The sequence below is a fragment of the Amycolatopsis sp. A133 genome (genome assembly GCF_031082405.1).
Classification (GTDB): domain Bacteria; phylum Actinomycetota; class Actinomycetes; order Mycobacteriales; family Pseudonocardiaceae; genus Amycolatopsis.
The window spans coordinates 135179-160693 of sequence record NZ_JAVHJU010000036.1 but is presented as its reverse complement, the minus strand read 5'-3'; the positions used below and the strand labels follow the sequence as shown (position 1 = coordinate 160693).

General features: G+C 71.4%; 19 protein-coding genes. 9 read left to right on the top strand and 10 right to left on the bottom strand.

From position 1 onward, the window contains the following. Positions 1-18 precede the first annotated feature (18 nt). From Q5425_RS24040 to Q5425_RS24025, 4 genes are read left to right on the top strand one after another with little or no spacing between them, the layout of a single operon-like run. Complete coding sequence (locus Q5425_RS24040; protein WP_308674548.1) at positions 19-1446, top strand: methyltransferase; 1428 nt, start codon at positions 19-21, stop codon at positions 1444-1446. After that, the gene (locus tag Q5425_RS24035; RefSeq protein WP_308674547.1) at positions 1433-4219 is read left to right on the top strand and encodes a condensation domain-containing protein; all 2787 of its coding nucleotides are present in this window, start codon (positions 1433-1435) and stop codon (positions 4217-4219) included. The genes Q5425_RS24040 and Q5425_RS24035 overlap by 14 nt, the downstream gene beginning before the upstream one ends. Continuing rightward, on the top strand, positions 4216-5982 hold the full coding sequence (locus Q5425_RS24030; RefSeq protein ID WP_308674546.1) for a non-ribosomal peptide synthetase: 1767 nt from the start codon (positions 4216-4218) through the stop codon (positions 5980-5982). The genes Q5425_RS24035 and Q5425_RS24030 overlap by 4 nt, the downstream gene beginning before the upstream one ends. A gap of 10 nt (positions 5983-5992) precedes the next feature. Further along, positions 5993-7222 carry a cytochrome P450 gene (locus tag Q5425_RS24025; protein ID WP_308674545.1) on the top strand — a complete coding sequence of 410 codons (1230 nt, stop codon included), beginning with the start codon at positions 5993-5995 and terminating at the stop codon, positions 7220-7222. Between the two features lie 223 nt (positions 7223-7445). Here Q5425_RS24025 and Q5425_RS24020 read toward each other — a convergent pair whose 3' ends face one another. From Q5425_RS24020 to Q5425_RS24010, 3 genes are all read right to left on the bottom strand, one after another. Continuing rightward, the gene (locus Q5425_RS24020) at positions 7446-9857 is read right to left on the bottom strand and encodes a glycoside hydrolase family 3 C-terminal domain-containing protein (protein WP_308674544.1); all 2412 of its coding nucleotides are present in this window, start codon (positions 9855-9857) and stop codon (positions 7446-7448) included. 144 nt (positions 9858-10001) lie between these two features. Beyond that, positions 10002-10310: a hypothetical protein gene (locus Q5425_RS24015; protein WP_308674543.1), complete on the bottom strand. Its 309-nt coding sequence runs from the start codon at positions 10308-10310 to the stop codon at positions 10002-10004. A 14-nt stretch (positions 10311-10324) separates the two neighbouring features. Continuing rightward, positions 10325-11659, bottom strand: a complete 1335-nt coding sequence (locus Q5425_RS24010; protein WP_308674542.1) for a histidine kinase — start codon at positions 11657-11659, stop codon at positions 10325-10327. A 301-nt stretch (positions 11660-11960) separates the two neighbouring features. Here Q5425_RS24010 and Q5425_RS24005 point away from each other — a divergent pair, with 301 nt between their 5' ends. The 5 genes from Q5425_RS24005 to Q5425_RS23985 all read left to right on the top strand — a co-directional run bounded on the left by Q5425_RS24005 (position 11961) and on the right by Q5425_RS23985 (position 16500). Then, on the top strand, positions 11961-12632 hold the full coding sequence (locus tag Q5425_RS24005; RefSeq protein ID WP_308674541.1) for a VC0807 family protein: 672 nt from the start codon (positions 11961-11963) through the stop codon (positions 12630-12632). Between the two features lie 37 nt (positions 12633-12669). Next, positions 12670-13863 carry a macrolide family glycosyltransferase gene (locus tag Q5425_RS24000; protein ID WP_308674540.1) on the top strand — a complete coding sequence of 398 codons (1194 nt, stop codon included), beginning with the start codon at positions 12670-12672 and terminating at the stop codon, positions 13861-13863. 111 nt (positions 13864-13974) lie between these two features. Beyond that, the gene (locus Q5425_RS23995; protein ID WP_308674539.1) at positions 13975-14961 is read left to right on the top strand and encodes an ABC transporter ATP-binding protein; all 987 of its coding nucleotides are present in this window, start codon (positions 13975-13977) and stop codon (positions 14959-14961) included. Continuing rightward, entirely contained in the window at positions 14958-15755 is a 798-nt protein-coding gene (locus tag Q5425_RS23990) for an ABC transporter permease (protein WP_308674538.1), read from the top strand. Before Q5425_RS23995 ends, Q5425_RS23990 begins: the two co-directional genes overlap by 4 nt. A gap of 85 nt (positions 15756-15840) precedes the next feature. Next, on the top strand, positions 15841-16500 hold the full coding sequence (locus Q5425_RS23985; RefSeq protein WP_308674537.1) for a response regulator transcription factor: 660 nt from the start codon (positions 15841-15843) through the stop codon (positions 16498-16500). Between the two features lie 60 nt (positions 16501-16560). Here Q5425_RS23985 and Q5425_RS23980 read toward each other — a convergent pair whose 3' ends face one another. The 7 genes from Q5425_RS23980 to Q5425_RS23950 all read right to left on the bottom strand — a co-directional run bounded on the left by Q5425_RS23980 (position 16561) and on the right by Q5425_RS23950 (position 25514). Further along, the gene (locus tag Q5425_RS23980) at positions 16561-17613 is read right to left on the bottom strand and encodes a DegT/DnrJ/EryC1/StrS family aminotransferase (protein ID WP_308674536.1); all 1053 of its coding nucleotides are present in this window, start codon (positions 17611-17613) and stop codon (positions 16561-16563) included. A gap of 11 nt (positions 17614-17624) precedes the next feature. After that, a complete protein-coding gene (locus tag Q5425_RS23975) occupies positions 17625-18974 on the bottom strand; it encodes a glycosyltransferase (protein ID WP_308674535.1) in 1350 nt (449 codons plus the stop codon). 5 nt (positions 18975-18979) lie between these two features. After that, positions 18980-20011 carry a GDP-mannose 4,6-dehydratase gene (locus tag Q5425_RS23970; RefSeq protein WP_308674534.1) on the bottom strand — a complete coding sequence of 344 codons (1032 nt, stop codon included), beginning with the start codon at positions 20009-20011 and terminating at the stop codon, positions 18980-18982. A 279-nt stretch (positions 20012-20290) separates the two neighbouring features. After that, positions 20291-23149 carry an AAA family ATPase gene (locus tag Q5425_RS23965; RefSeq protein WP_308674533.1) on the bottom strand — a complete coding sequence of 953 codons (2859 nt, stop codon included), beginning with the start codon at positions 23147-23149 and terminating at the stop codon, positions 20291-20293. A 672-nt stretch (positions 23150-23821) separates the two neighbouring features. Further along, positions 23822-24310, bottom strand: a complete 489-nt coding sequence (locus Q5425_RS23960; RefSeq protein WP_308674532.1) for a hypothetical protein — start codon at positions 24308-24310, stop codon at positions 23822-23824. A gap of 12 nt (positions 24311-24322) precedes the next feature. Next, positions 24323-24919 carry a TetR/AcrR family transcriptional regulator gene (locus Q5425_RS23955; RefSeq protein WP_308674531.1) on the bottom strand — a complete coding sequence of 199 codons (597 nt, stop codon included), beginning with the start codon at positions 24917-24919 and terminating at the stop codon, positions 24323-24325. 148 nt (positions 24920-25067) lie between these two features. Then, entirely contained in the window at positions 25068-25514 is a 447-nt protein-coding gene (locus Q5425_RS23950) for a nuclear transport factor 2 family protein (RefSeq protein ID WP_308674530.1), read from the bottom strand. Position 25515 lies beyond the last annotated feature (1 nt).

The window sequence follows — 25515 nt, the reverse complement described above, 5'->3', positions numbered from 1 at the left end:
AAGACAGCAGGAGAGCTGATGCCGACGTCACCGACCGGTCTGGGCACCGGCACGGAAAGCCAAGCCGAAGCCGCGCTCGCCGGGCACCCCGGCGTCGCGCGGGCCAGCGTCACCCGCGAACCCGGGACCGGGCGGCTCGTCGCCCGGGTGGTGCCCCGGGACCCGGTCGCCGAAGACGGCGACGACCGCAAGCGCGTCGACGAGTGGCAGCTGATCTACGAATGGGTCTACGGCGAGCTCCCCGAGTCCGGTGGGCTCGGCGAGAACTTCGTGGGCTGGCACAGCACCTACACCGGGCTGCCGATCGAGCTCGCGCAGATGCGGGAGTGGCGGGACGCGACCGTCGAGCGGATCCGGTCGCTGCGGCCCCGGCGGGTGCTCGAGATCGGCGTCGGCACCGGCCTGCTGATGGCCCAGCTCGCGCCGTCGTGCGAGGAGTACGTCGCGACGGACTTCTCCGCCACCGTGATCGAGACGCTCACCGGCCAGGTCGCCGCCGACCCCGCGCTGACCCACGTGACACTGCACCACCGCGAGGCCGACGACTTCTCCGCGCTGCCGGAAGACCACTTCGACACGGTGGTGATCAACTCCGTCGTCCAGTACTTCCCGGACATCGGCTACCTCGCGGATGTGCTGCGCCAGGCCGCCGCGCTGATCGTGCCCGGTGGCGCGGTGTTCGTCGGCGACGTCCGCAACCTGCGGCTGTTGCGGGCTTTCCGCACCGCCGTGCTGGCCGGCGAGGTGGCCGCGGCCCCCGAAACGGCACGGGAACTCGTCGAGAACAGCGTCCTCGAAGAGAAGGAACTGCTCGTCGACCCGGACTTCTTCCCCGCACTGGCCGCGACGCTGCCCGGGATCGCGGCGGCGGACGTCCGGCTGAAGCGCGCCCGCCACCACAACGAGCTGAGCCGGCACCGCTACGACGCCGTGCTGCGCAAGGAACCCGCGGAGACCGTCGAACCCGCGCACACGCTGGCCTGGCACCCGGCCGCGCTGCAGACGCTGCTGAGCGACGTCCGGCCGCCGTCCGCGCGGATCACCGGCGTGCCGAACGGCCGGGTCGCCCGGGAACTGGCCGCGTTGGCGAAGCTCGACACCGGCACCGCCCCCGCCGCGGTGACCGCCCCGGACCCGGAGGACCTCCACGAGATCGGCCGCCGCCGGGGTTACCAGGCCGCGGTGACCTGGTCGGCCGAGGGCCCCGGCCTGGTCGACGTCGTCTACACCCGCGACGCCGAACCGGTGACCGTGCCCTCCTCGCCCGCCACTCCCGGACGGCCCTTCACCGCCTACGCGAACGCCCCCTCGCGCGCGGCGAAGACGAGCACGTTCGTCGCCGAGCTGCGCGCGTACCTCGCCGCGCGGCTGCCCGCCGAGTCGATCCCGCACGCTTTTGTCACCGTCGAAGACCTCCCCGAAGGGACCGGCCATGCCGACCGCTGAGCACCCGCCGCGGATTCCGGCGACCCGCAAGGAAGAAGGCCTCTGGCTGCTCGAACGGCTGGTGCCCGGCGAAGGTGTCAACAACGTCCCGGGCGTCGCGCTGCGGGTGGCGGGCCGGCTGGACCGGGCCGTCCTGCAGGAGGCCGTCGCGCAGCTGGTGCGCCGGTACGACACGCTGCGGACCGTCTTCCACGCCGACGACACCCGGCTCACCAAGTCGGTGCTCGCGGCCGTCCCGGTCCGGCTGGAGGGCGAGGACTGCGCCGACGTCGAGGCCGGGCTGCGGGAGCTGATCACCCGGCCGTTCGTGCTGGACGGCACGCCGCTGCTGCGCGTCGGCCTGTTCCACGGCCCGGAACACGACTCGGTCGGCGTGGCCGTGCACCACCTCATCTTCGACGGCACCTCGATGTCGATCTTCCTCGAGGAACTCGCCGCCGCCTACGACGCGGTGCGGGCCGGGGACCTCCCGGACGCCGGCGCGCCCGTCCCGCTCTGGCCGGAGTCCGAGCCGAAGCCGGAGAGCCTCGCCTTCTGGCGCGAGCACCTGCGGAACTTCGACGCGGGCGGGCCCGGCCTGTGGTGCGGCGGGCAGGAGAGCGCCCAGCCGACCCTGCGCGGCGAGCAGCTCGTCCGTCCCTTCTCGGCCGAGGCCAAGGACGTCGTCACCGCACTGCAGAAGGAACTCAAGGCTCCCGACGTCGTCGTGCTGCTGGCCGCCTACTACCTGCTGCTGCACGCCCACGGCGCCGGCCCCGACCTCGCCGTCGGCTTCCCGGTGAACGTCCGCAGCCAGCAGGCCCAGCGCGCCATCGGCTACCACGTCAACATCGTCCCGCTGCGCGTGCGGATCGACCCGGCCGAGACGTTCCGCGGGTTCAGCCGCCGGGTGCGAGACCTGTTCTTCGAGGCGATCGCGCACGCCGACGTGCCGATGGACGTCCTGCTGCCGGAGGTCGCGCGCGCCGGTTCGTCGTGGCGCACCACCCTGTTCCGGCACGTGTTCAACTACCTGCCCTTCGGCGGCCGGGCGGCGACGAGCATCGGCGGCGCCTCCGCCGAAGTCGTCGAAATCGACCCCGGGCACAGCAAGTTCGACCTCGAGTTCGTCATCCTGCCCTCGGCGGAGGAGAGCCGCGTCAAGGCGGTCTACGGCGCCGAGGTGCTCGACCGCGGCGAAGTCGAGCTGCTGCTGGAACGCTACGACGCCCTGCTCGTCGCGGCGGCGAGCGCGCCGGACCGGCCGCTGCGCGAACTGGACGGCTGGGGCGCCACCGACCACGCCGTCCTCGGCACCCCCGGCCGGCCCGCCGGGACGGACACCGTCCTCACCGCGATCGCCCGGCACGTCACGGAAAACCCCGGCGCACCCGCCGTCGTCACCGACGAAGGCGTCACGTCCTACCGGGATCTGTGGCGCGCCGCTTCGGCGGTCACGACCCTGCTGGCCGACGCCGGGACCGGGCCGGGTGACGTCGTCGCCGTGGCCGTCCCGCGCGGCCCGGACCTCGCGGCCGCGATCCTCGGCAGCTGGCTGGCCGGCGCCACCGTCACCACGGACGTCACAGACGCGAAATCGGTGCTGGGCGCCGAGGAAATCTCCTACGCCGTCACGGTGACCGTCGACCCGGACGCTTCGGCGGTGTCCCCGGACGGCCCCGCGCAGCCCGGCGTGACCCACCGGGAGCTCGCCGACTCCGTCCGGCCGGTCGCGGGGCTGGTGGCCGGCCGCCCGGTGCTGTGGCTCTCCGCCGCTGTCCCGGAACTGCTCTTGGCCCTGACCACCGGCGCGCCGCTGGTCGTGGCACCGGACGCGGCCCGCACGGACGGCCACCTGCTCGCCGGGCTGCTCACCCGGCACGACGTCGGTGTCGTGCACGCCACCCCGGCCGTCTGGGCCCGGGTGGCCGAGCACCTCGGCGAAGCCGCCCGCGGGCGCACCACGCTGATCGGCGCCGAACCGGCGCCCGGCCCGCTCGTCCGCACCCTGCGCGCCCTCGAGGCCGACGTCCACACCGTGTTCCCCTTCGGCGGCCGCTGGGTGCTCGCCGACGGCGTGCCGGTCGCGGGCCTCGGCGCCGAGGTCGTCGCCCCGGACGGGCGGCGGCTGCCGCTCGGCGTGCGGGGCGAACTGAAGCTGGGCGGCTCTGCCACCGGCGTCCTCGCGCACTGGCGCACCGACGGGACCCTGCACGTCCACGGCCCCCTGGACCGCCAGCTGACGTTCGGCGGCACCCGCGTCGACCTGGCCACCGTGGAGGACGCCCTGACCGCGCACACCGACGTCGTCGCGGCCGCGGTGACCGTGCGGCCCGGCGCGGCGGAACTGGTCGCCGTCGTGCAGGCGCCCGACAAACCGCAGCTCGCCGCCGAACTGGCCCGGCACGCCGAGACGGTCTTGCCTCCCGTGGCCCGTCCGGCGTGGTACCTGCGGGTCGACGCGCTGCCCGAGACGACCACGCACGCGGTGGACCGGGAGGCGGTCGCCGAGCTGGTCACCGGAGCCGCCCCGGCGCCGGAGACCCCCGCCGAAACCGCGCCGGACGCGACGACCGGCGCCGTCGTGGCGATGTTCGGGCAGCTGCTCAAGCGGACCGACGTCACCGAGGACACGAACTTCTTCGCCAGTGGCGGCCATTCGCTGCTGGCCGCCCAGCTCGTCCAGCGGATCCAGAAGCAGACCGGGGTCCGGCTGAAGCTGTCCGCCGCCTTCTCCCACCCGACGCCGGCCGCGCTGGCGGAGCTGATCACCGAACGCGGGAGCACCCGATGACGACGTCCTTCAACCCGGCGCCGGTGCCGTTCGAGCGGGCCGAGACCATGCACGGCCTGTTCGAGTGGTGCGCCGAGCGCTGGCCGGACCGCACCGCGCTGCACCACCGCGGCCGGGACACCACCTACCGGGAGCTCGCGGAGACCGCCGACGCCTACGCGGCCCAGCTGCAGGCCCGCGGCGTCGGGCGCGGCTCGATCGTGCCGGTGCTGCTGCCCCGCTCCCCCGAGCTGTTCGCGACGCTGCTGGCGGTGCTCAAGTGCGGCGCCGCCTACGCCGCGCTCGACCTGCGGTGGCCGGCCGGCCGGCTCGCCGAGCTGATCGAACACCTCGACGGCCCGCTCGTCGTCGCCGAGCGCGGCGCCTCGTGGGCGTCGCTGTGGTCGCCGCCGGAGCGGCCGGTCCCCGGCGCCCGGCCGGCCGCGATCGACGTCGGCGCGGACGACGCCTGCGCGGTGTTCTTCACCTCCGGGACCACCGGCACGCCGAAGGGCGTGGTCACCGCGCACCGCGGCAACGTGCGGCTGTTCGACGACTGGCTGTTCACGCCGCTGGACTCCGGCGCGGTGATGCCGCAGGCGCTCGCGGCCACGTGGGACGCCTTCGGCCTCGACTCGTGGGGCGTGCTGTTCAACGGCGGCACCCTCGTGCTGCTCGAAGACACCCTCGAGCTGGCGACGAAACTGCGTGACCTCATCGCGATCCACGGCGTGACCACGATCTTCCCGCCCACCGCGGTGTTCCACAGCATGGTCGACAACGACCTCGACGCCTTCGCCGGCCTGCGCGCGGTGGGCACCGGCGGCGAGCGGCTCTCGGCCCGGCACGCCGCCCGGTTCCTCGAGGCGTACCCGGACATCCCGCTGTACAACATGTACGGCCCGGTCGAGTCGAGCGTCGCGGCCACCTGCCACCGCGTGCGGCCCGGGGACCGCCCCGAGGTGCCGCTCGGCGTCCCGCTGCCCAACACCCAGGCATACATCCTCGACGGCGACCGGCTGTGCGAAGTCGGCGAAAGCGGCGAGATCTGCCTGGGCGGCCGGGGTCTGGCGCTGGGCTACTTCGAGGACGACGAGCTGACCGCGCGGAAGTTCACCGAGATCGCCCTGCCGTCCGGGCCGGAACGCGTCTACCGCACCGGCGACCTCGGGCGCTGGACCGGCGACGGCCTGCTGCACTTCGAAGGCCGCGCCGACCGCCAGGTCAAGATCCGCGGCCACCGCATCGAACTCGACGACGTCGAGCGGAACGCCGGCCGCGTCCCGGGTGTCGGCGCTTGCGCGGTGGTGCCGGTGACCGGCGCCGACGGCGCGTACGAGGACCTCTGCCTGTTCTACGCCGGGTCCGGCTCCGCGCCGGGCGAGGACGAGCTGCGGGCCCGGCTGGCCGAGCGGCTGCCCGGGTACCTGGTGCCCGCCGTCGTGCAGCGGCTGGAACGGCTGCCCGTGCTGGAGGACCGGAAACTGGACCGCCACGCGCTGACCGAACTGGCCGCGCGCCTGCGTACCGCGGCCGCGCCGGTGGAGGCCGCGCCGCTGTCGGAAACCGAAGCCGCGGTGGCGCGGATCCTGCGCGAGATCATCGGCGTGCCGTCGATCGCCGCCGACGTCTCGTTCTTCCGGCAAGGCGGCAACTCGCTGTCCGCCGCCCAGCTGTGCTCGCGGATCAGCCGCGACCTCGGTGTCAAGCTGCGGATCTCCCAGGTGTTCGAAGCGCCGACCGTGCGGGGCGTGGCCGGGCTGATCACCGCCGGAAAGCCGTAGGAGGAAAGCCATGTCGGTCCAGACGGCCGGGGACATGACCACGCAGATGCGGGTGCTGTGGACCCTCGGCGAACTCGGCGATCCCCTCGCCCTGCTGCTGCGCGGCCCGGAGGATCCTTATCCGTTGTACGAACGGATCCGCGCGAAGGGCCCGCTGCACCGCAGCGAACTCGGGGCGTGGACGACGGTCGACCACGCGACGGCCACGAAGGTGCTGCGGGACCGCCGGTTCGGCGTGCTCAAGTCCGACGGCACCCCGATCAGCCCGGTGATCACGACGTTCGACAACTCGATGCTCGGGGCCGACGGCGCCGACCACGCGCGGCTGCGGAAGCTCGCCACGCCGTTCCTCGGCCCCAAGGCGATCGCCGGCTTCCGCGACCGGCTCACCGCGATCTGCCACGAGCTGCTCGACCGGGTCGACACGAGCCGGGAGTTCGACCTGATGACGTCGTTCGCCGACCTCATCCCGGTCACCGTGGTCGCGGCCATCTTCGACATCCCCGAGCCGTTCCTCGGCCGGTACCTGGAGCACGGGCCGAAGTTCGGCACGATCTTCGACGAGATCACCTCGGTGGAGCACATCGCGGGCGTGCAGCGGTCGCTGGACGAGCTGGACGCGCTGTTCACCGAGCTGATGGAGCTGCGCCTGGCCCACCCCGGCGACGACGCGGTCAGCAAGCTGCTCACCGCCCGCGCCGAGGACCGGCTGTCGACGCACGAGCTCGTGTCGCTGTGCCAGCTGCTCACGCTGGCGGGTGCGGAGTCGACGGTGAACCTCATCGGCGTCGGCGTGAAGACGATGCTCGAGCGGCGCGACCAGTGGGAGAAGCTGGTGGCGGACCCGGACCTGGCGCCGCAGGCCGCCCAGGAGTCGCTGCGGTTCGAGGCGCCGGTCCAGCAGTCCAGCCGCGTGTCCACAGTGGACGTCGACCTCGACGGCACGGTCATCCCCGCGGACACGGCGGTGGTGATCCTGACGGCGGGCTGCAACCGCGACCCGGCGGTGTGGGCGGACCCGGACCGCTTCGACATCACCCGCCCGACCACCCCGGACAACCTGTCCTTTTCGGGCGGCTCGCACTACTGCCTGGGCGCACCCCTGGCCCGCCTGGAGGCGGACGTGGCGTTCCGCGTCCTGGCCACCCGCCTCCCCGGCCTGCACCAGACGGGCCCGGCCCACCGCCGCCGCTCGGCGATCATCCGCGGCCTTCGCCACCTACCGGTGACAAACGGCTGACGAGCAAACAAAAACGGCCGGCGCCCCACCAGGGCGCCGGCCGTTCGTTCGTCCGGGGACACACACGTGATCAGCGGGGCATCACACGTGATTGGCGGGGCATCACACGTGATTGGCGGGGCATCACGCGTGATTGGCGGGGCATCACGTTCGATGCCCCGCCAATCACAGGTGATGCCCCTCCAGACACACGTGATGCCCCTTCAGACACGCGTGATGCCTCTCAGCGCACCGCGACCCGCGTGCTCGGGGACGTCGAGGCCGACGACGAGCCGGCTCGGATCGCGCGTGTGCCCGCTCCGCGCTTCCACGCCTTCGCCGCCGAATCCCAGTAGGACAGCTGACGCGGATCGATGTGGATCGTCAGTGTGCGGTACGCACCCGCGGTCAGGGTCACCTTCGCGTAGCCCCCCAGTGCCGTCGACGGCTGGGGTGCCGTCACCTCCGGGCTCGGGCCGACGAACACCTGGGCCACCTCCGTGCCCGTGCGGGTGCCCGTGTTGCGCACCGTCACCTTGACGTCGAGGCCGCCGTCCGGCGCGTTCGCCGCCGTCAGGCCGCTGTAGGCGAACGTCGTGTACGAAAGGCCGAAGCCGAACGGGAACAGCGGGGCCGTCTTGTGACCGGCGTACCAGCGGTAGCCGATGTCGACGCCCTCGGTGTAGCTCACCTGGCCGTCCTGACCCGGGTAGAGCCCCGCGCCGCCGCTGACGAGCGTGTGCGCTTCGTCCACCGGGAACGTCTGGGTCAGCTTGCCCTGCGGGTTGACGTCGCCGTACAGCAACGCCGTCGTCGCTTCGGCGCCCTTCTGGCCCGGGTACCACATCTCCAGCACCGCGGCCGTCTTGGCCAGCCACGGCATCTTCACCGCGGACCCGGTGTTCAGCACCACGACCGTGCGCGGGTTCGCCGCGGCGACGGCGTCGATCAGCTCGTCCTGGTAACCGGGCAGCGCGAGGTCCGGCCGGTCGAGGCCTTCGGAACTGTCGTCGTAGGCGAAGACGACCGGGGTGGTGGCCGCCTTCGCCGCCGTCACCGCCTGAGCGATCTTCGCCTGCGCCGCGGCCGGGGTGATCCAGTGCAGGTCGACCTTCAGCGGGTTGACGAAGTCCGCGAACCCGTACAGCAGCAACGTGTGCGGTCCCGCCGTCAGGTGCACGGTGATCCCGGTGTAGCCGCCCGCGATGGAGTCGCCGAACAGGCCGCTCGCCGTTCCGTCCACCTGGAGGAACCCGCCACCGCCGGTCGACTGCAGCTGGATGCTGTAGTCGCCTTCGCTCGGCGCGGTGATCGTGCCGTTGTAGAACACGCCCTCCGCGCCGGCGGGCAGCCCGCCGCCCTGGGTGAACGCCGGGGACAGCGCGCCGGCCGGCACGACCTCACCCGCCGGGTCGTAGCCCGGGGTGTACGTCGTCGTGCTGCCCGCGCGCTGCTTGATCAGGTCCAGCGGCGCGGCCGGCACGGCCGACGGGAGCACGTGGGAGCTGCCACCGCCGTTCAGCTTCGGTGTCTTCGCGTTGTAGCCGATCACCGCGACCTTGCCGGAACGCGCGGTGCTCAGCGGCAGCGCCGACTTTTCGTTGCGCAGCAGCACCGCGCCCGCCTGGGCGACGTCCTGCGCGGTGGCCGTCAGCCCGGCGAGGTCGCGGGACGGCCGAGCCGGGTTGTCCAGGAGGTGGAAGCGGTCCAGCTGGCCGAGGATGCGCCCGACGGCGGTGTCCAAAGCGGACTGCGGGATGGTGCCCGCGGTGATCGCCGCCTTGAGCCGGTCGCCGAAGTACGTCCCGTCCGGCATCTCCTGGTCGAGGCCCTTGGGCAGGCTGTCCGGGGTCAGCGACATCCGCCAGTCCGACATCACCCAGCCCTGGAACGCCAGCTGCTCGCGCAGGACCCCGGTCAGCAGGTCGGAGTTCGCGCAGGCGGACGGCCCGTTGAGGTTGTTGTACGAGCACATCACCGCGCCGGCCCCGGCTTTGACCGCCGCCTCGAACCCGGGCAGCTCGACCTCGTGCAGCGTCTGGTCGTCCATCACGACGTTGACGGTCTGCCGGTCGTTCTCCTGGTTGTTGCCGGCGAGGTGCTTGACGACCGGGATGGTGCCCTGGCCGGCGATGCCCCGCACCTCGGCCCCGGCCATCCGCGACGTCAGCAGCGGATCCTCGCTGAAGGTCTCGAAGTTGCGGCCGCCGTAGGGGATCCGGATGGTGTTGACCATCGGGGAGAGCAGGACGTCGGTGCCCAGCGCGCGGGCTTCGCGGCCGACACCGGCGCCGTAGCGGGTGGCGAGCGATTCGTCGAAGCTGGCCGCGAGCGCCACCGGCGCGGGCATGACGACCGACGGTTTGTCCACCCGCACCCCGGCGGAGCCGTCCGCCAGCCGCAGCGCCGGGATCCCGAGCCGTGGTACGCCGGGCACGTACCCGGCTTCGCCGACGCTGTTCGGGTCGTTTCCGCCGTGCACCAGGGAAAGCTTCTCGTCGAGGGTCAGCTCGCCGACGAGGCTCTTCACCCTGGGCGAGAACTTCGCGGCCGGGTCGGCCGCGGCGCCGGTCGCCGCGAAACCGGACGCCAGGAGCACGCCGGCCAGGACGACCGCCGCCGCGCGCGGCCGCGCCCGTAGAAGATCATTACGCATAGTCACCCCAGAAACCCGCGAAAGGGTCGCCCCCGCCGCTAGTTGGTCCAATCGACGACCAACCTAGGTGACTGTTGCACGGACCGTAACCCCTGTCTTGACCAGCACGTTCGGCGGTCAACCGGGGTCACGGTGAACGTGCGGCTAATTCCGCGTGACGTCCAAGCTGGCCTCGCCGCCGCGGATCTCCCCGAGGTGCAGGTGGTACCCCAGGAAATCGAGATCGACGCCTTGGAAGAGCGAAACACTGATGCCGTTGGACAGGAAGGTGACGGAATTGTTGTCCACCTTCTGCACCGCCAATTCCTGCCCGCCGAGGTCCACTTTTCCGCCGCTGACGAGGTTGAAATGACAGGACCGTTCCGCACAACCCAAATCGATCAGGTGATCGCACCCGGCCACCGAAAGAGAAGTGACCACGGCGAACAGGCACACCACAATCGCGCGACGCATGCTGATCCCCCTGGTTATCCGGCACTGCTTTCCGGCGGCAGCGCACACGGGATGACGATGGTGATTTCGGTCGGGCCGCCCGGCGGGCTGACGCATTCCACGACGCCGTCGAAGGCCGCGATCCGGCGCTGGACGCCGGCCAGCCCGGTCCCGCGCCGGAAGTCGGCGCCGCCCTTGCCGTCGTCGGCGACGACGACCTGCAGCGCGCCCGGCCGGTGGGCGACGCTCACCCGCACGCGCTTGGCCGCCGCGTGCTTGGCCGCGTTGGCCAGCAGCTCGGCGACGGAGAAGTAGACGGCCGACTCCAGGGCCGCGTCGGGGCGGCCGATCAGCCCGACCTCGACGTCGGTGGGCACCGGGGCGTCCATCGCGAGGTCTTCGAGCGCGGCGCCGAGGCCGCGGTCGGCGAGCATCGGCGGCTGGATGCCGTGCACCAGCCCGCGCAGCTCCCGCAGCGCCGCGGCCGACAGTTCCCGCGCGCCGGCCAGCTGCCGCCGGACCTCGTCGGGGTCGGTGTCCAGCAGCATCTCCGCGGTGCCGAGCGAGATGCCGATCGCGATCAGCCGCGCCTGGGCGCCGTCGTGCAGGTCGCGCTCGATCCGCCGCAGCTCGGCGGCCTGCGCGTCGATCGCCGCCGCCCGCGTGGCGAACAGCCGCTCCACGCGCCGCGCCAGCAGGGCCCGCTCGTCGGGCGCCAGCAGCCACCGCGTCCAGGCTTCGTGCAGGCCGACCGCGCCGGGCGCGGCCACCAGCCCCAGCACCAGCAGCGCCAGTCCCGCGACGACCGTCGCGGCGATCCCGGCCGGGGTGTCCACCGGCAGCGGGAAGTACCACGCCCCGGCCGCGAGGTGCGGCGCGGTCAGCGGGGCGACCAGCAGGAACGCCCCGAACCCGGCCAGGGCGACCGGCGCGGCCGCCAGCAGGCCGCCGGTCAGCGGGTTGACCACCAGCCAGCCCAGGTCCCGCCAGGTGGCGGGGTCGGTGAAGAACCAGCGGCCGCGGCGCTGGGCCAGCGAGACCCAGCGGAACTTGTGGAAGTCGTAGCCGTTCCAGTACCAGCCGTTCTCGGTGCGTTCCAGCGCCGGCAACGGCAGGTACGGCGATTCGATGGCGCGGCCGTAGAGCACCGGCGCGGATTTGCGGGAAAGCACGGGCAGCAGCCGGCACGCCGGAATGGCCACCAGCACGGTGAGCCCCGCGGCGGCGACGTATTCCGGGAGCCAGAACAGCGCGGGCAGCGTGAGAACGCACACCTGCACCACCGCGAGCAGCACAAAAACGACCAGCCGCGCCATTCCGGCGACACCCCGCCGGACGGCCGAGGCGCTTCGCCGTGGAATCGTCGACATCGGCAGATCATACTCTCCGCGGGAGAGTGTTCCCGGTCGGCTCATCGCGTCCCCCATCGTCTCCAGGGGGCCGGATCGGCCCGCTCGCACTCGAGGTCGCTCCAGTCTGAGGGCGCCCCGAGGGGCCGCACAATCGGCCAAGCCCACTCCTAGGGGTATAGCTACCCATACCCCTATGTTCGGCCTAACAGGCTCACGCCGACCGGGATCGCGACACTACCGTTGTGCCCGGAGCAGCGCCACGACACAAGCGAATGGCGTTGGCGAAAGAGAACGAACTCGCGAACCACCAGGAGCAGCAATGAACGAAGCCGGCATTCAACGCACCCAGGCCGCCGCGCCGTCCCACGGGGAACCGCGGAACCCGCGGCTGGCGCTGTTCGCTTCCGCGGCCTTCGACCTGATCGTCCCGCTCGCCGTCTACTACATCCTGCGCCAGAACGGTGTCCCGCTGTTGACCGCCGCGATCATCGGTGGCATCGTCCCGGTGGTCCGCACCGTGTACGTCTTCGCCCGGTACCGCAAGATCGACGGGCTCGGCCTCTTCATGGTGACGATGATGGTCATCGGCACCGCGGTCTCGCTGATTTCGGGCGACGCGCGGTTCTTCTTCGCCAAGGACGGCTGGCTCACCGCCATGTTCGGCGTCTGGATGCTGATCACGCTGTTCTTCGAAAAGCCGTTCTTCCTGCACGCCGGGGTCAGCATCGCGCGCACCAAGCGCGGCGGCGCCGGCGCCGAGGTGTGGGAGCGCCGCTGGGACACCGAGCCGCAGATGCGCCGCGGCCTGCGCCTGCTGACGGTGGTCTTCGGCGTCGGCATGATCGTGGACGCGGTCGTCCGCGTCGTGCTCGCCTACACGCTGCCGCTCGACGACATCAACCTGGTGACGACCGTGCAGTGGATCGTGGTCCTCGGCGGGCTCATCGGCTTCATGGCCTACTACACCCGCAAGCACGACCTGCGTGCCTGAGGGCCCCCGGCCGTCCACCAATCCGAGGAGCTTTCCCATGGCACACATCGCGCTGCTGACCATCCCCGCGTACGGCCACGTGATGCCGACGCTGGACGTGGCCGCCGAGCTGGTCCGCCGCGGGCACCGCGTCACCTTCGCCACGACGGACCAGTTCGCGGACCTCGTGGCGCCGACCGGGGCGCGGGTGCTGCGGTACGAGTCGTCCCTGACGCCGAAGCCGCGCACCGAGGACCCGCCCGCCGACTTCGCCGCCTGGCTGCCGCTGGTGCTGGTCATGGAAAGCACGGCGACCATCCCGGTGTTCGAGGCGGCTTTCGCCGAGGACGTGCCGGACCTGATCCTCTACGACCGGACCGTGTACGCGACCGGGCGGGTGCTCGCCGCGAAGTGGGGCGTGCCCGCGGTGGAGCTGTTCCCGTCCTTCGCCTACAACGACCACTGGTCGCTGGCGAAGTTCCTCGGCGAGGAAAACGGTTTCAGCGAGGAGCACCCCGCCCGCGTCGCCTTCCGCGAGAAGATCGCCGAGCTGACCGCGGCCCACGGCGTCCCGGCGATCTCGCCGTCGGACTTCGCCATCGGCCGCGAGGAATTCGCGCTCGCGTTCGTGGCCAAGGAATTCCAGTACCAGGGCGAGACTTTCGACGACCACTTCGCGTTCGTCGGCCCGTGCCTCGGCGACCGGAAGTTCCAGGGCGGCTGGCAGCCGCCCTCGGACGGGAAGCCCGTGCTGCTGGTTTCGCTCGGCACGGCGTTCAACGACCGGCCGGACTTCTTCCGGGCCGTCGTGGCGGCGTTCACCGGCGAGCAGTGGCACGTCGTGCTCTCGATCGGCGCGCTCGACCCGGCGGAGCTCGGCGAGCTGCCGCCGAACGTCGAGGCGCACGCCCAGGTGCCGCAGCTGGCGGTGCTGGACCACGCTTCGGCCTTCATCACCCACTCGGGCATGGGCGGGACGATGGAGGCGCTGTACTTCGACACGCCGATGGTGGCCCTGCCGCAGAGCGTCGAGCAGGCCGCCGTGGCCAACCGGGTCGCCGAACTCGGCCTCGGGACGAACCTGGCCGGCCGGGAACCCACGCCGGAGCTGCTGCGCGACGCCGTCCAGACGACGGCGGGCGACGAGCGCGTGCGGTCCGCCGTCGCGGAGATGGGTGCGAAGGTGCGCGCCTCCGGTGGCGCGGTCCGCGCCGCCGACGAGCTCGAGCGGCACCTCAAGCACACCTCCTGACCCGCTGGTTCGCAGAACCAGCCGCCTGTGGGGAAGGGCCGAGGTTGTCCCCCAGCACCACGGCCCTTCCTCACCTCTTCTTCGTCCACATTGATCTCCTGGAGGACCGGCGTGCAGGACGCTGTGGTGGTACGGGACCTCGTGAAGAGGTACCCGAAAGCAGAACGGCCTGCGGTCGACGGCCTCGGTTTCACCATCGCCACCGGCGAGGTGTTCGGCCTGCTGGGCCCCAACGGCGCGGGCAAGACGACGACGGTCAGCATGCTGACCACCCGCGCGCTGCCGACGTCCGGCCGGGCCGAGGTGGCCGGCATCGACGTCGTCAAGCACGCGACGGCGGCCCGGCAGGCGCTGGCCGTCGTGCCGCAGCGCAACAACCTCGACCAGTCGCTGACCGTGCGGCAGAACCTGCTGTTCCACGCCGCCTACCACGGCATGGGCCGGGCGCAGCGGCACCGCCGGGCCGACGAGCTGATCGAGTGGATGGGCCTCGGCCCGCGGGCGAAGGCCCGGGTCGACGAGATGTCCGGCGGCCAGGCCCAGCGCGTGATGATCGCCCGCGCGCTGATGCACAAGCCGAAGGTGATGTTCCTCGACGAACCCGCGACCGGGCTGGACCCGCAGTCGCGGTTGTTCGTGCACGAGCGCGTCGCCGAACTGACGGCCGAAGGCGTCACGGTCGTCGTCACCACCCACGACATGGAAGAGGCGGCCAAGCTGTGCGACCGGGTCGGCATCGTCGACCGCGGCAAGCTGCTCGCCCTCGACACCACCGACGCGCTGACGCGGTCGCTGCCCGGCAGCACGACCCTCACCGTGGGCGTGGGCCTGGCCGATTCGCCCGCCGAAGCCGTCGCCAAGGAACTGGAACAGGTGCCGTCCGTCGTCCGGGTGGAGCGGCTCGCCGCCGCCGGCCGGGCCGCCGCCGACGAGAACGCCGTCCAGTTCCGCCTCTACACCGAAGCCGAGCCGGCGTCGCTGCTGCCGGGTGTCCTGGCCGTGCTGGGCCGGGAGCGGTGCGAGGTCACGGGCATCTCGTTCGGCAAGCCCACCCTCGAAGACGTGTTCATCTCCATCACCGGACGGGACCTCCGATGACCGCCGCCACCGTCGCCCAGCCCGGCCAGGCCCGCGCGTTCTTCGCCGTGCTCGGCCGCGACTTCTTCGTCACCGGGCGCGAGCTGCTGCCGTTCCTGGCGCAGATGCTCATCCAGCCGCTGTTCCTGTTGTTCATCTTCGGCAAGGTGCTGTCGCAGATCGGCTACGCGGGCGCGGGGTACGCCCAGATCCTGCTGCCCGGCATGGTGGCGATGAACGCGTTCACCGGGGCGCTGCAGAACACCGCGCTCCCGCTGGTGCTGGACTTCTCGGTGACCCGGGAGATCGAGGACCGGCTGCTCGCGCCGCTGTCGATCCGCTTGGTGGCGGTGGAGAAGATGCTGTTCGGCGCGATCCGCGGGATCATCGCCGGCCTGGTGATGATCCCGATCGGCCTGCTCATCCTCGACGGCGTCAGCTGGGACCCGGCGGTATTGCCGGCCGTGGCGGGGGTCGTCGCCCTGGGTTCACTGGCCGGCGCGGCCGTCGGCATGGTGCTGGGCACGATCGTGCCGCCCCGGCACATCAACCTGGTGTTCACCATCCTGCTGGTCCCGCTGATCTTCACCGGGTCCGGGCAGTTCCCGTGGCTCAGCCTGTCCGGTTTGCGGTGGTTCCAGGTGATCTGCGCGGCGAACCCGCTCACGTACGTGTCGGAGGCGTTGCGGCGGCTGGTGATGCCGGACCAGGTGCCGTCGATCCCGCTGTGGATTTCGCTGCTGGTCATGGTGGTGGCCACGGTGATCGCCGGCGCGTTCGGGATCGCCGGGTTCCTGAAGCGCGCGCTGGACTGACTCGGGGTAACCGGGCGGCTGCGCCGGCGGTACGGTTGGGACACCCAGCCCGGCCCCGCCCGGCCCGGAACCCCAGGAGCGGTTCGTGCGCGTTGTCCTCGCGGAGGATCTCTACCTGCTTCGAGACGGCATGACGAGGCTGCTCGAAGCACACGGGTTCACCGTCGTGGCCGCGGTCGGCAACGCGACGGAGCTGCTGAAGGCCGTCGAGGACCACGCACCGGACATCGCGGTGGTGGACGTCCGGCTGCCGCCGAAGTTCAGCGACGAGGGCATCCGCGCGGCACTGGAGGCCCGCCGGCGGCGACCGGGCTTGCCGGTGCTGGTGCTGTCCCAGCACGTGGAGCAGACGTACGCGCGGGAGCTGCTGGCGGACGGCGCGGGCGCGATCGGTTACCTGCTGAAGGACCGGGTGCTGAACGCGGACCAGTTCGTCGACGCGCTCCGCATGGTGGCGGCGGGAGGCACGGCGATGGATCCCGAGGTCATCACGAAGCTCCTGGCGAGCCGTTCCCGCCGCGACCCGCTGGACGCGTTGACGCCCCGGGAGCGCCAGGTGCTGGAGCTGATGGCCGAGGGCCGCTCGAACGCGGCGATCGCCCAGCGGATGACGATCAGCGAGGCCGCGGTGGGCAAGCACACGGCGAGCATCTTCACGAAGCTGGACCTGGCCCAGCACGAGGACGACAACCGGCGGGTGCTGGCGGTGCTGACCTACCTGAGCAGCAAGGTACGACAGGGATAGGGGTGCAGGCCCGTAGCCGTCCGGCTACGGGCCTGCCCCGTGTTCAAGCGGTGAAGGCGCTTACCCGTAGAACTTCCGCACCCGCGAAGTGATGTACTCCTGATCGGCCTCGGTCAACGACGTGTACGTCGGCAGGTACAACCCCTCCTCGGCGAAGCGGTTCGCCTTCAGGGAGGTCCACACCGGATCGAGGTACATCGGCTGCCGGCTCATCGGCTTGAAGAACACCCGCGTCTCGATCCCCTCCGACGCGAGGAAGTCCTTCAGCTCGTCCCGGCGCTCACACCGGAGGTCGTACATCCACAGCACATCCCGCCGAGGCATGAGCGTGACACCGGCGACGTCCCGCAACCCGGCGTCGTAACGAGCCTCGATCGCCGCCCGCAGCTCCAGGATCTCGTCCAGCTGGGCCACCTGCGCCGTGGCCACCGCGGCCTGCAGGTTCGTCATGCGGAAGTTGTACCCGAGCTTCTTGTGCAGGAACGTGTGGTCCCGGTTGAACGCCATTCCCCGCAGGTGCTTCATCTGCGAAGCCAGCCGCGCGTCCGACGTCAGGCAGATGCCGCCCTCACCCGAAGCGATGATCTTGTTGGCGAACAGCGAAAAGCACGCGATGTCCCCCACCGGCCGCACCCCGTGCGCCTCGGCGGAATCCTCCACCACGCGCAAGTTGTACTCGTACGCCAGCTCCATGATCGTGTCCATGTCACAGCGGCGGCCGTAGACGTGCACCGGCATGATCGCCTTGGTCCGCGGGGTGATCTTCGCTTCGATCAGCGACACGTCGACGTTGAGGTCGTCGCCGCAGTCGACGAACACCGGCGTCGCGCCCGTGTACGTCACCGCCCACGCCGACGCGATCATGGTGAACTCCGGGACGATCACCTCGTCGCCCGGGCCGATGCCCAGCGCCCGCAGGGCCAGCGTCAGCGCCGTGGTGCCGGACGAACACGCCACCCCGTGCGAAACTCCGTTGTACGACGCGAACGCCGACTCGAAGCGCTCCACGTACGGGCCCTGCGAAGAGATCCAGCCGCTCGTGACGGCGTCGGTGACGTTCGCCAGCTCGTCGCCGTTCAGGTACGGCTGCGAGACCGGATACTTGACGGACATTCCGTTTCCCTTCAGAGCGCGGCCAGCACGGTGTCGGCAGCGGCGCCGGCGCCGCCCGCCGAGCGGAAGCGGTCCGCCCACTCTTCGGCGTGCGCGGTGAATTCCTTCTCCTCCAGCACCCGGCGCAGCTTGGCGACGATGGCGTCCGCGGAGATCGTCTCCTCGTACGAGAGCACCAGCCCGCACCCGCTGTCGAGGACCCGGGCCGCGTGGTCGTGGCAGTCCATCCAGAACGGCTGCACCAGCCCCGGCTTGCCGAAGTAGATGCCTTCGTACGCGCTGTTGCCGCCGCCGTGGTGGTAGTAGGCGCGCACGTGCGGGTGGGCCAGCACGTCGAACTGCGACGGCACCCAGTGCTCCAGGCGCACGTTCGGCGGCAGGTCCGCCGGCAGGTGGACGCGCTGGGCCTTCGGCAGCTTCCACAGCACGTGGTGCTCGGGCCCGATCCGCCGCACCGCCTCGGCGATCGCCGACACCTGCCGGGCCGTCAGCCGCATGTGGGTGCCGAACGCCAGGTACACCACCGACTCGTGCTCGTCCAGCCAGGCCGACAGGGCCGGGTCCGGCTCCACCGCTTCGGGCAGCGGCGGCACGACCGGGCCCACCATGCGCAGGTGCGACGGCGCCGCGTCGAACGGGTACTCCATGCCGAACACCGAGTAGCCCAGGATGGCCTGGGCGCGGTCGGCGTAGCCGGACTGGCCCGCGGTGGCGTTCAGGATGCCGGCTTCCTTGCGGGCCTTGGTGAACTGCACCGCCGGCACCTTCGTCAGCATGCCGTGCAGCAGCCGCAGCCGGAACCAGAGGTTCGCCAGCTTCTGGCGCCCGGAAAGCTCGCGCGGCAATCCGGTGTTCGGGCTCGGGTAGCTCAGCGGCAGGCGCTCGGCGAAGATCTCGCTCACCGAGATCGGCACGCTGTAGACGTACGGGATGCCCCGGGCGATCGCCGCGTCCGTGGGGTAGACGCTCGAGGAGTCGATGACCATCAGCGCCGGCTGCACCTCGTCGACGACGGCCAGCGCCCGCTGGTACATCGTCACCATGATGCTCGCGTCGGTGACGCCGCTCAGGTAGGCGATCACGTTCTGCGGCCGCGCGGTGCGGCTGCCGGGTTTCGCGGGCCGCGTCGCCGCGGCGTAGAGGTCCGGGTCCCACTCGCCCGGCGGGCGCTCGAGCCGCTCCCCGAACGACACGAACCGGACGGGGTTGTCGGCGGAAATCGCCTCGACGTCGGCCCGGCGGTCCTCAGTGGACGCGAAGTACAGGTCCGGCACGCCACGGCGGGCGAGCTCGCCGGCGATGACGAGCAGCGGGTTGATCATGCCGGCGTCGGCGATCGACGCGAACAGGATGGGCGCCACGGCCGTCACCAGCTCCCGGCGAGCATCAGCTCGCTGTACTTGTGCTCGTTCGACGCCTTCCGCAGGTCGGCCTCGACCATCATGCGCATGAGCTCCTCGAAGTCGACCGACTGCTTCCAGCCGAGCTCGGCACGGGCCTTTTCCGGGTCGGCGCAGAGGGTCTCGACCTCCGCGGGCCGCACCAGGGCCGGGTCGACGACAACGTGGTCGCGCCAGTTCAGGTCCACCGTGTCGAAGGCGATTTCCACGGCGTCGCGGACCGAGTGCATCCGGCCGGTGCCCACCACGTAGTCGGTCGCCGTGTCCTGCTGCAGCATCAGGTGCATCGCGCGGACGTAGTCGCCGGCGAAGCCCCAGTCGCGCACCGCGTCGAGGTTGCCGAGGTAGAGCTTTTCGCGCAGGCCCAGTTTGATCTCCGCCACGGCGATGGTGATCTTGCGGGTGACGAACTCGGCGCCGCGGCGCGGCGACTCGTGGTTGAACAGGATGCCCGAAACGCCGAACATGCCGAAGGATTCGCGGTAGTTCTTGGTGATGAAGTGCCCGTAGGTCTTCGCGACCCCGTAGGGGCTGCGGGGGTGGAAGATGGTCTGCTCGTTCTGCGGGGTCTCGGCGACCTTGCCGTACATCTCCGACGACGACGCCTGGTAGAACCGGATCCCGCCGCCGCCCGTGGGGCGGGACTTGTCCAGCCCGCACACCATCCGGACCGCTTCGAGCACCCGCAGCACGCCCATGCCGTTCACCTCGGTGGTGAGTTCGGGCTGCTGCCACGACATCGGCACGAACGAGATGGCCGCCAGGTTGTACACCTCGTCCGGCTGCACGATGTCCACCGCGGACACGAGACTGACCTGGTCCATCAGGTCCCCCTCCACGAAGTGGAGATCGGAGACCAGCCTGCTGATCCGCGACTTGCGCGGATTCGCCTGGCCGCGGACCAGGCCCCACACCTGGTAGCCCTCGGCCAGGAGGTGCTCGGCCAGGTACGACCCGTCCTGCCCGGTGATACCCGTGATCAACGCCCGCTTCGCCATGAAAGTGCCTTCCTTGCCACGAATGCAGCTCCCGCCGTGGCGTCGTCCGGCCGCCTTGCGAGCAGCTCCGGTCAACCCTGCCGCCGCGAAATCGCGCTGTGGGCGCCGAATCCGGTGCCCGGCAACAAGGTCCACGCTTGCGGGGCGCCGGTTCTTTGTCAATGAATCCGGCGCCAAGTCAGTGGCCCCGCGGGGAAACCTAGGGGCGCGCCTAGGGGCCCCGGCAACGGAAGGAGCCGGGACCCCGCGCGGGATCCCGGCTCCTTTTCCCCAGCCCGGTCAGCGAACCGGCGGCACCGGCCTCAGTGGACGGCGCACCGGGGGCGCCGGCGCCCGGTGGTTGACCGCGACCTGCCGGGCCATCCCCGGCAGGCGCTCCTGCTGCTCCGGTACCCGCAGCTGCGGTTCCGCCGCCAGGTCGCGCCGCCGGCTGACGCTCAGCTTGCGGTACACCCGCGTCAGGTGCTGCTCCACCGTGCTGACGGTGATGTAGAGCTGGCTGGCGATCTCCCGGTTGGTGTGCCCGCGCGCGGCCAGCCAGCCGACGCGTTGTTCGGCGTCGGTCAGCAGCTTGACGTCGGCGGGGGCCACCGCACCGCGGAGGGAGACCACGACGTCGTCGTCCCCGCCGTCGAGCAGCGTCTTCCGCAGCAGCTCCGCCCCGCACTCCTTGGCCAGCACCCGGGCGTCGCGGCTCGCCGTGCGAGCCGTGGCGGCGTCCCCGCCCGCCTGGCATGCCCGGCTCAGCTCGGCCAGCGTCCGGGCCAGCTCCAGCTTGGCGCCGGACTTCTCGAGCACGTCCACCGCTTCCTGCATCAGCTTCGGCCGCCGGGCCGGGTCGGCCACGAGCGCCAGCGTCCGCAGCGTGATGCCGCGGGTGCGGTCGCCGCAGTCCGGGCCGAGCTTCGCGGCCTGCTCCTCGGCCAGCACCCGGGCCTTCTCGCGGTCACCCAGCTTCAGGTGGACCTCCGCCGCGCTGGAGCGCCACGGCACCAGCGACGGCTGGTCCAGGTCCCAGCGCGCCATCTGCTCCCCGCAGGCGAGGAAGTCGTTCAGCGCCGTCGGCAGCCGGCCCGTCGCGAGGTAGTAGTGGCCACGCGCGTGCAGGTAGTGCAGGCCGAACCGGGTCTCGCCGAGCGCGTCGGGCACCGGCTGGTTGAGCAGCTCCGCCGCTTCGTCGAAGCGGCCCATCTCGGTCAGCGCCGCCAGCAGGGTCGCCAGCGGTGCCCCGACCCCGATGCCCCACGCCTCCGGCGTCATCTTCGTCAGCGCGATCTCCGCGTTGCGGGCCGCGAGCGGCAGGTCGCCCTGCCGCAAGGCGACTTCCGCGCGCAGTTCCGCCAGCGACGCCTGCCAGGTCGGGGCCGGACGGCCGGCGGCCTGCGCCACCAGGTGCTCGGCCCAGGTGGCGGCCTTGTCGAGGCGTTCGGCGTAGATCAGCACCGTCGCCGCGAACACCAGGTGCCGCAGCGTGATGTCGGTCATCCGGGTGCCTTCCAGCACCTGCTCGGCGTCGAGCACGGCGGCCTCGGACGGGCCTTCGCGGACCGCGCTGGTCAGCGCGTCGATCGCCTTCAGCTGCGAGTTCACCGCGAGCCCGAGCTGCGGTGCCGTCGTGTCGCCGGTGATCGTGGCGAGCATCGGCTCGACCAGGTGCCGCATCCCCGGCACCGAGCTGGTCAGCCACGACGCCAACGTCAGCAGCTCGCCGCGGGTGCGGCGGTCGCGGCCGTCGACGAGGTCGCCGAACGCGTTCGCGATCTCGACGGCTTCGTCGACCCGGCCGAACCAGAGCAGGAACTCGAAGATGCCGACGACCCGGATGCCGGGCAGGTGACCGGCGCGGGTCGCGTGCACCAGCTCCGGCAGCCGGCGCATCGCCTTCGCCGGGGTGGTCCGCCATTCGATGTCCGCCAGGGACGCCTTGGCGATCGCCCGGTCGCGGTCGTCGGTGCAGCAGCGGCCGGCCATCGCGATGCAGGCGCGGGCCAGTTCGACGTCGTCCTCGAGCAGCGCCGCCTCCGAGGCCTCGGACAGCAGGTGCTCGGTCCACGGTTCGTCGACGTTCCCCGCCACCACGTGGGCGGCGATGGCGGTCGGGCGGGCGCCCTGGTCGAACAGCAGCCGGGCGGCCTGGCCGTGCAGGGCCGACCGGACGCCGGGGTCGAGCTCGTCGAGCACCGCGACGCGGGCCTCGGCGTGCCGGAACCGGTGCCCGTCGAGGACGCCGGCGGATTCCAGCGCCCGGCGCACCGGCTCGGTGGTGGCCGGCGCGAAGGAGACCATGCCGCCGGCCAGCGAGATCTGCGACTGCTCGTCGTCGCCGAGGACGGCGAGCGCCCGGGCGAGCTCGAGCGCCCGCGGCTCGCTGGAGTGCAGGCAGCTGAGCACCGCGTGCCGGTAGGCGGCCCCGGCGACGACCTCGCCCGTGCCGGCGATCCGGGTGTCGTGCACCAGCGCGGTGGCCAGCAGCGGGTTGCCGCCGCTGACCGCGAAGCACTCCGCGGCCAGCGCGCGGGCCGTGCCCTCGTCGAGCTTGCCGGCCAGCAGGACGCCGACGCCGTTGCGGGACAACGGCGCCAGCCGCAGCTGGCGGCAGTGCGGCCGCCGCATGAGGTCGACGTGGCGCACCGGGCGCCGTTCGCCCGGGTCCGCCCGTTCGGCGAGCAGGACGAGCACCCGGGCCGGCCGGATGCGCCGGGCCATGTGCTGCAGGAACTGCAGCGACGCGGGGTCGGCGTGGTGGGCGTCGTCGACGCAGATCACCAGCGGGCTCTCGGCCGACCAGCCGATCACGGCGCCGGAGAGGCGGTGCAGGAACCGGCTGTCCAGCAGCGTCGCGTCGGCCTCGGCGTCCTCCACGTACGCCGAAACCTGCTCCGCGATGTCCGCGCGGACGCCCGGCGTGTGGACCAGCTGCGAGACGACGCCGAGCCCGACGGCGGTTTCCGACCGGGCGCCGGACGCGGACAGCACGACCGCGCCGGTGCCCGCGGCCTGCCTGCCGAAGGCTTCCAGCAGCGCGGTCTTGCCGCTGGCGACCGGGCCGAGGACCAGGCCGACACCGCCGGCGCCGGAGTGGGTGTCGGCGAGCATCTGACTCAGTGTCGCCGTTTCGAAATCACGTTCGATGAGCATGGCGGGAACTTCCCCCAGAAATTCGTTGCGTGTTGGATTCGTCTGATCCACGCCCGCGTTGCGGCCACCCCAGACGGGCCCAACTCGGCTTTTTTCCGTGGATCACCAGCACAGCAGCGTGCGCGGCGGACAAATCGCCGCCGCACGCAATGCTTAACGGTCGATCGACCGGGCCCGCCGCTCCCCAACGGTCACCTGGTGATGACAAAGTTCCGGCAGCTCGCGCACGAGCCGGCGGTGAAGTGTTATTCGGCGTCCCTTATGACGGACCGCGGTAAACGTGCATCGGACAACCTTTCCCCAGACCCCAGATCCTCACGGTTCCCGCTTGGGCGATTACTGCCCTGATCGCCCGGTTCGCCGCAAGGAGATAACGATCAGAAGCTACCACCTGCCCCTACGTGCCGCAACGAGCCACGACGGGGGTTCACCCGGACCCCGATGTCCGATTGGTCCCGTTCGCCAAAGCACGACCAAAGAGGGGTCCCCGCGACGCCCGCAGGCGGTTTTCCACTCACCGTGGAAGCCGCCGCGGGCGCGTTCGGGCATTCGAGTGAGCGGAGCGCAGGCAGTTTGCCGTTGCGTAACGTTTACTCCGAGGTCACCCGTATTCCGGATTCTTCCAAAATAAGTCCCGGCGAACACAATGTGAACGAGAATCGGGACCGGGGGTCACACCTTCTCGCGGACCCGGCCCTGCTTCGAGAAGTACCCGCGCACGCTCTTGGTGCACAGCAGCACGAACAGCACGAGCAGCACCAGCGCCTGCCCGGCCTGGCCGGCCCGCATCCAGTCCGGGAATTCGGCGGCGACGACGAGGTACACCAGCCCGGCCAGCCCCAGGACGGTGATCACCATCAGCCGGACGTAGGTGCTGCGGCGGCCGAGCTTGAGCCGTCCCGCCAGCCGGACGTAGACGATCGCGATCACCAGCACGGACACCGGGCGGATCCACAGCACGCTCTCCAGGGAGGAGCGCGTCTCCGCCCGGTCGGCCGGGTTGGCCTGGCCCGTCGACTCCCAGTGCAGCACCTGGTAGTCGAGGATGCCCTCCTTGTTCAGGAACGTGAGCACCGCGAACGCGACGCTGATCAGCAGGTTCAGGTAGAGCAGGACGATCACCGGCCGCAGCACGCGGGCGGAGGTGTTCGTGGTGGCCATGGTTTCCCCAGTTCAGTCGTGCGCGGTGGCCCGTTCGACGATGGCGACAAGCTCGGCCGCATAGGCGTCGACGTCGGTGCCGGGACGCCGGATCAGTTCGGTGTGGATGCCGTCGATCGCCTGGCGGACGGTGATCGCCATGACGCGCGGGTCGAACCGGCCGAAGTCGCCGGTGCGCTGCCCCTCGCGCAGGCAGGATTCCAGGATGTCGACGGCGCCGTGGTACCAGTCGTCGCTGCCCGCGGTGGTGGCGCCGCCACCGCCGTGCCGCAGGCAATCGAGCAGCGCGGCGAGTTCGACCGGGTGCTCGGCGATGAACGCCAGGTTCGACTCGATGTAGGCCCGCAGCTCCGCCGCCGGTCCCCGCACCGCGTCGATCCGCTCCCGCATGTAGGCGAGGCTCGTGGCCAGCACGTCCCGGACGACTTCGGCGATCAGGTCGGCCTTGCCGTCGAAGTGGTAGGAGATCATGCCGGTGCTGCTCAGCCCGGCACGTTTCGCGATCTGCCCGAACGAAGCCTTCGCGTACCCCAGTTCACCGATGGTCTCGATCGCCGCGCGGACGATCTGCGCCCGCCGGGCGTTCTCGGTGAACGTTTTTGCTTGCACGAGCAAAAAGTAGCACGGCTGAGCAAACAATCGCCAGAATGCGCTCTTTCCGCAACGTCCCGGTTGCGGTATGTGTCGATCACCGCACCGTCTTCCGGACACGAAGAAGGCCACCCCGGGTGCGGGGTGGCCTTCGCGGGGCGGGGAGCTAGCCCTCCACCTGGCGCGCGGTCGCCATCGCGCGCTCGGTCTCCCAGAACGCCCGCACCGACTTGATCAGCCCGTCGTCGCCGACGCGGTAGACGAACACCCCGTCGGTGTCGACGCGGTAGCCGCCCGGCAGGAACGTCGTGATCGTCCCGACGTTGGCCACCTCGTCGCCGCCGGCGTGGGAGTCGCGGATGGTGAACTCGAAGCGCTCGACGTTGGCGATCGTCATGTCCCAGAACGCGCCGATGCCGTCACGGCCGTGGTGGCCCTTGCCCTCGGCGTCGAACATCGAGGGCCCGACCGGGTCCTCGACGACGGCGTCCGGGGCGAACAGCGCGAGCCAGGCCTCCTTGTCCCCCGCCGTCACCGCGGTCATCGACGCGAACGCCGCGCGCCGCGCGGGCGGCTGCTCCTGCCCGGTGTCCCAGCTGACCTGCACGCCCATG